Origin of the sequence: Streptomyces sp. NPDC057543 (assembly GCF_042801895.1) — a bacterium.
In the GTDB taxonomy this organism is placed as follows: Bacteria; Actinomycetota; Actinomycetes; order Streptomycetales; family Streptomycetaceae; genus Streptomyces.
Genome location: NZ_JBHVFF010000488.1, coordinates 1 through 3,541, shown reverse-complemented (window position 1 = coordinate 3,541; position 3,541 = coordinate 1). Strand labels below are relative to the sequence as shown.

Below are 3,541 nucleotides of genomic sequence, written 5' to 3'. Positions count from 1 at the left end.
AGGGGAGACCCCATCCAAGGGCTCCCGGCCGCCTTGCGATCGCACGCACCGGACGACGCTCTTCATGGGGCAAACATTGCCGGTCACGGCACTAGGTCCTGTCCGGCGGGTCATGGCCGGGGTCGCGACGCCCGGCACGGCACCTCGCGGCGTTGCCGAAACGACCGAACAGCTCCTTCCCCAGGCTCTCGACTCCGTTCGAGCAGGGGAGACCCCACCTCAGGACGCTCCGGCGCCTTGCGATGCACCGCACCGGACGCCGCGCCCGGGCTCGCCGGCGTATCGAGGCACGCGGAGTGATGCGCGGCGATTTCAGGCCCGTCCGGCGCCTGAGGACCGGTGTCCGGAGCGGCGCCCCGGCGGCAACCGGGCCCGGCTCCCGCCAGCCCCCGTGCCCGGGCCGGACTGGCGCACCGCCCGCGCCCCGACGGTAGCCTTGCCGCCCGTGATCGAAACCCTCATCTGGATCGCCGTCGCGGTCGTCGCGATCGGCATGTACCTCAGCTGGACCGCCGGACGGCTGGACCGGCTGCACACCCGTATCGACGCCGCCCGCGCGGCCCTCGACGCGCAGCTCCTGCGTCGCGCCTCGGTCACCCAGGAACTGGCCACCTCGGGTGTCCTCGACCCGGCCGCGTCCATCGTGCTGTACGAGGCCGCGCACGCCGCCCGTCAGGCGGAGGAGGAACACCGCGAGGTCGCGGAGAGCGAGCTGAGCACCGCGCTGCGGGCGGTCTTCGGCGAGCGGGCGCAGGTGGAGAGCGTGAAGGAGATCCCCGGTGGCGAGGAAGCGGCGTCCGAACTCGCCGCGGCCGTGCGCCGGGTCCCCATGGCACGGCGGTTCCACAACGACGCGGTGCGCGCGGCGCGTGCGCTGCGCAGGCACCGTACGGTGCGGTGGTTCCGGCTGGCCGGGCACGCCCCTTTCCCGCTCGCCTTCGAGATGGACGACGAACCACCGGTCGCCCTGGCGGACCGCCCCGTCAGCTGATCCGGCGGCCTCACGCGTACGTGACCGGGGCCACAGCCCGTCCCGTACGAGTCCAAAACGATCCACCGGCCTGCTATTGGCCCTTGTCGTGGACTGGTCCCGGAGAGTTTGCTCTGCTCTGCACCAACCAGCGCATTCAGCAACTTTTCTCCGAGTGAGGTCGATCCGTGTCCACGCTTCCCACCACCCCGCAGTCCGCCGACTCCCCGGCCACCGGCACCGCCCGCGTCAAGCGCGGCATGGCCGAGCAGCTCAAGGGCGGCGTGATCATGGATGTCGTCAATGCCGAGCAGGCGAAGATCGCCGAGGACGCGGGCGCCGTGGCCGTCATGGCCCTGGAGCGGGTGCCTGCCGACATCCGTAAGGACGGCGGCGTGGCCCGGATGTCGGACCCGAACATGATCGAGGAGATCATCGAGGCCGTCTCCATCCCGGTGATGGCGAAGTCCCGCATCGGGCACTTCGTCGAGGCCCAGGTCCTGCAGTCCCTCGGTGTCGACTACATCGACGAGTCCGAGGTCCTCACCCCGGCCGACGAGGTCAACCACAGCGACAAGTTCGCCTTCACGACTCCGTTCGTCTGCGGTGCCACCAACCTGGGCGAGGCCCTGCGCCGCATCGCCGAGGGCGCGGCCATGATCCGTTCGAAGGGCGAGGCCGGCACCGGCAACGTCGTCGAGGCCGTCCGTCACCTGCGCCAGATCAAGAACGAGATCGCCCGGCTGCGCGGTTACGACAACAACGAGCTGTACGCCGCCGCCAAGGAGCTCCGCGCCCCGTACGAGCTGGTGAAGGAGGTCGCCGAGCTGGGCAAGCTGCCCGTCGTGCTGTTCTCCGCGGGCGGCGTCGCCACCCCCGCCGACGCCGCGCTGATGCGCCAGCTCGGCGCCGAGGGTGTCTTCGTCGGCTCCGGCATCTTCAAGTCCGGCGACCCGGCCAAGCGGGCCGCCGCCATCGTGAAGGCCACCACCTTCTACGACGACCCGAAGATCATCGCGGACGCCTCCCGGAACCTGGGCGAGGCCATGGTCGGCATCAACTGCGACACCCTGCCCGAGGCCGAGCGCTACGCCAACCGCGGCTGGTAGTCACTGATGAGCGACACCCCTGTGATCGGAGTCCTGGCTCTCCAGGGCGACGTACGGGAACACCTGATCGCCCTGGCCTCGGCGGACGCCCTGGCCAGGCCGGTCCGGCGTCCCGAGGAACTTGCCGAGGTCGACGGCCTGGTCATTCCCGGTGGCGAGTCCACCACGATGTCCAAACTGGCTGCCCTGTTCGGCATGCTGGAACCACTGCGCGAACGCGTCGGGGACGGGATGCCGGTCTACGGCACCTGCGCCGGAATGATCCTGCTCGCCGACAAGATCCTCGACCCGCGCGCGGGCCAGGAGACGGTCGGCGGGATCGACATGATCGTGCGCCGTAACGCCTTCGGGCGGCAGAACGAGTCCTTCGAAGCGGCCGTGGAGGTCGCCGGTATCGAGGGCGGCCCGGTCGAGGGCGTGTTCATCCGCGCCCCGTGGGTGGAATCGGTCGGCGCACGGGCCGAGGTGGTGGCGGAGCACGGCGGTCACATCGTCGCCGTACGCCAGGGGAACGCCCTGGCGACGTCCTTCCATCCCGAACTGACCGGGGATCACCGGGTTCACGCCTGGTTCGTGGACATGGTGCGCGCAGTCGGCTGACTCGATCCCGGTAGGATCTCTCGGGTTCGAATCGATTTGGGTGACGCGAAGGAGAAGGCAGATGTCCGGCCACTCTAAATGGGCTACGACGAAGCACAAGAAGGCCGTGATCGATGCCAAGCGCGGCAAGCTCTTCGCGAAGCTGATCAAGAACATCGAGGTCGCCGCGCGCACCGGCGGTGTGGACCCCGATGGAAATCCGACCCTCGTGGACGCGATCCAGAAGGCCAAGAAGAGCTCCGTACCGAACAAGAACATCGACTCCGCGGTCAAGCGCGGTGGCGGTCTCGAAGCGGGCGGCGTCGACTACCAGACGATCATGTACGAAGGTTACGGCCCGAACGGTGTCGCGGTGCTCATCGAGTGCCTGACCGACAACCGCAACCGTGCCGCCTCCGACGTGCGCGTCGCGATGACCCGCAACGGCGGTTCGATGGCCGACCCGGGCTCGGTCTCGTACCTCTTCAACCGCAAGGGCGTCGTGATCGTCCCCAAGGGCGAACTGACCGAGGACGATGTCCTGGGCGCCGTCCTCGAAGCGGGAGCCGAGGAGGTCAACGACCTCGGTGACACCTACGAGGTCGTCAGCGAGGCCACCGACATGGTCGCGGTCCGTACGGCGCTCCAGCAGGCCGGCATCGACTACGACTCCGCCGAGGCCAACTTCCTGCCCACCATGCAGGTCGAGCTGGACGAGGAGGGCGCGCGCAAGATCTTCAAGCTGATCGACGCGCTGGAGGACAGCGACGACGTGCAGAACGTCTTCGCCAACTTCGATGTCTCCGACGAGGTCATGGAGAAGGTGGACGCCTGAGCCGGGATCGGCGCAGCCTTCATGGACGGGCCGACGGGGACACACCCC

The 3,541-nt window shown here is 69.1% G+C and carries 4 protein-coding genes; all 4 read left to right on the top strand.

The features are described 5' to 3' along the window. Positions 1-493 precede the first annotated feature (493 nt). Positions 494-991: a hypothetical protein gene (locus tag ACFU8Q_RS40260; RefSeq protein WP_384464817.1), complete on the top strand. Its 498-nt coding sequence runs from the start codon at positions 494-496 to the stop codon at positions 989-991. A gap of 167 nt (positions 992-1,158) precedes the next feature. After that, the gene (gene pdxS / locus ACFU8Q_RS40255; protein WP_093898403.1) at positions 1,159-2,079 is read left to right on the top strand and encodes a pyridoxal 5'-phosphate synthase lyase subunit PdxS; all 921 of its coding nucleotides are present in this window, start codon (positions 1,159-1,161) and stop codon (positions 2,077-2,079) included. A 6-nt stretch (positions 2,080-2,085) separates the two neighbouring features. Beyond that, positions 2,086-2,679 (top strand): pyridoxal 5'-phosphate synthase glutaminase subunit PdxT, encoded by a 594-nt coding sequence (pdxT, locus tag ACFU8Q_RS40250; protein WP_384464814.1) that lies wholly within the window; start codon positions 2,086-2,088, stop codon positions 2,677-2,679. 61 nt (positions 2,680-2,740) lie between these two features. Continuing rightward, on the top strand, positions 2,741-3,493 hold the full coding sequence (locus tag ACFU8Q_RS40245; RefSeq protein ID WP_266745123.1) for a YebC/PmpR family DNA-binding transcriptional regulator: 753 nt from the start codon (positions 2,741-2,743) through the stop codon (positions 3,491-3,493). Positions 3,494-3,541 lie beyond the last annotated feature (48 nt).

Excerpts from the sequence above, each read along its gene's own strand:
- ACFU8Q_RS40260 (WP_384464817.1), top strand. The coding sequence starts at position 494 with ATGTACCTCAGCTGGACCGCCGGACGGCTGGACCGGCTGCACACCCGT.
- pdxT (WP_384464814.1), top strand. The coding sequence starts at position 2,086 with ATGAGCGACACCCCTGTGATCGGAGTCCTGGCTCTCCAGGGCGACGTA.
- ACFU8Q_RS40245 (WP_266745123.1), top strand. The coding sequence starts at position 2,741 with ATGTCCGGCCACTCTAAATGGGCTACGACGAAGCACAAGAAGGCCGTG.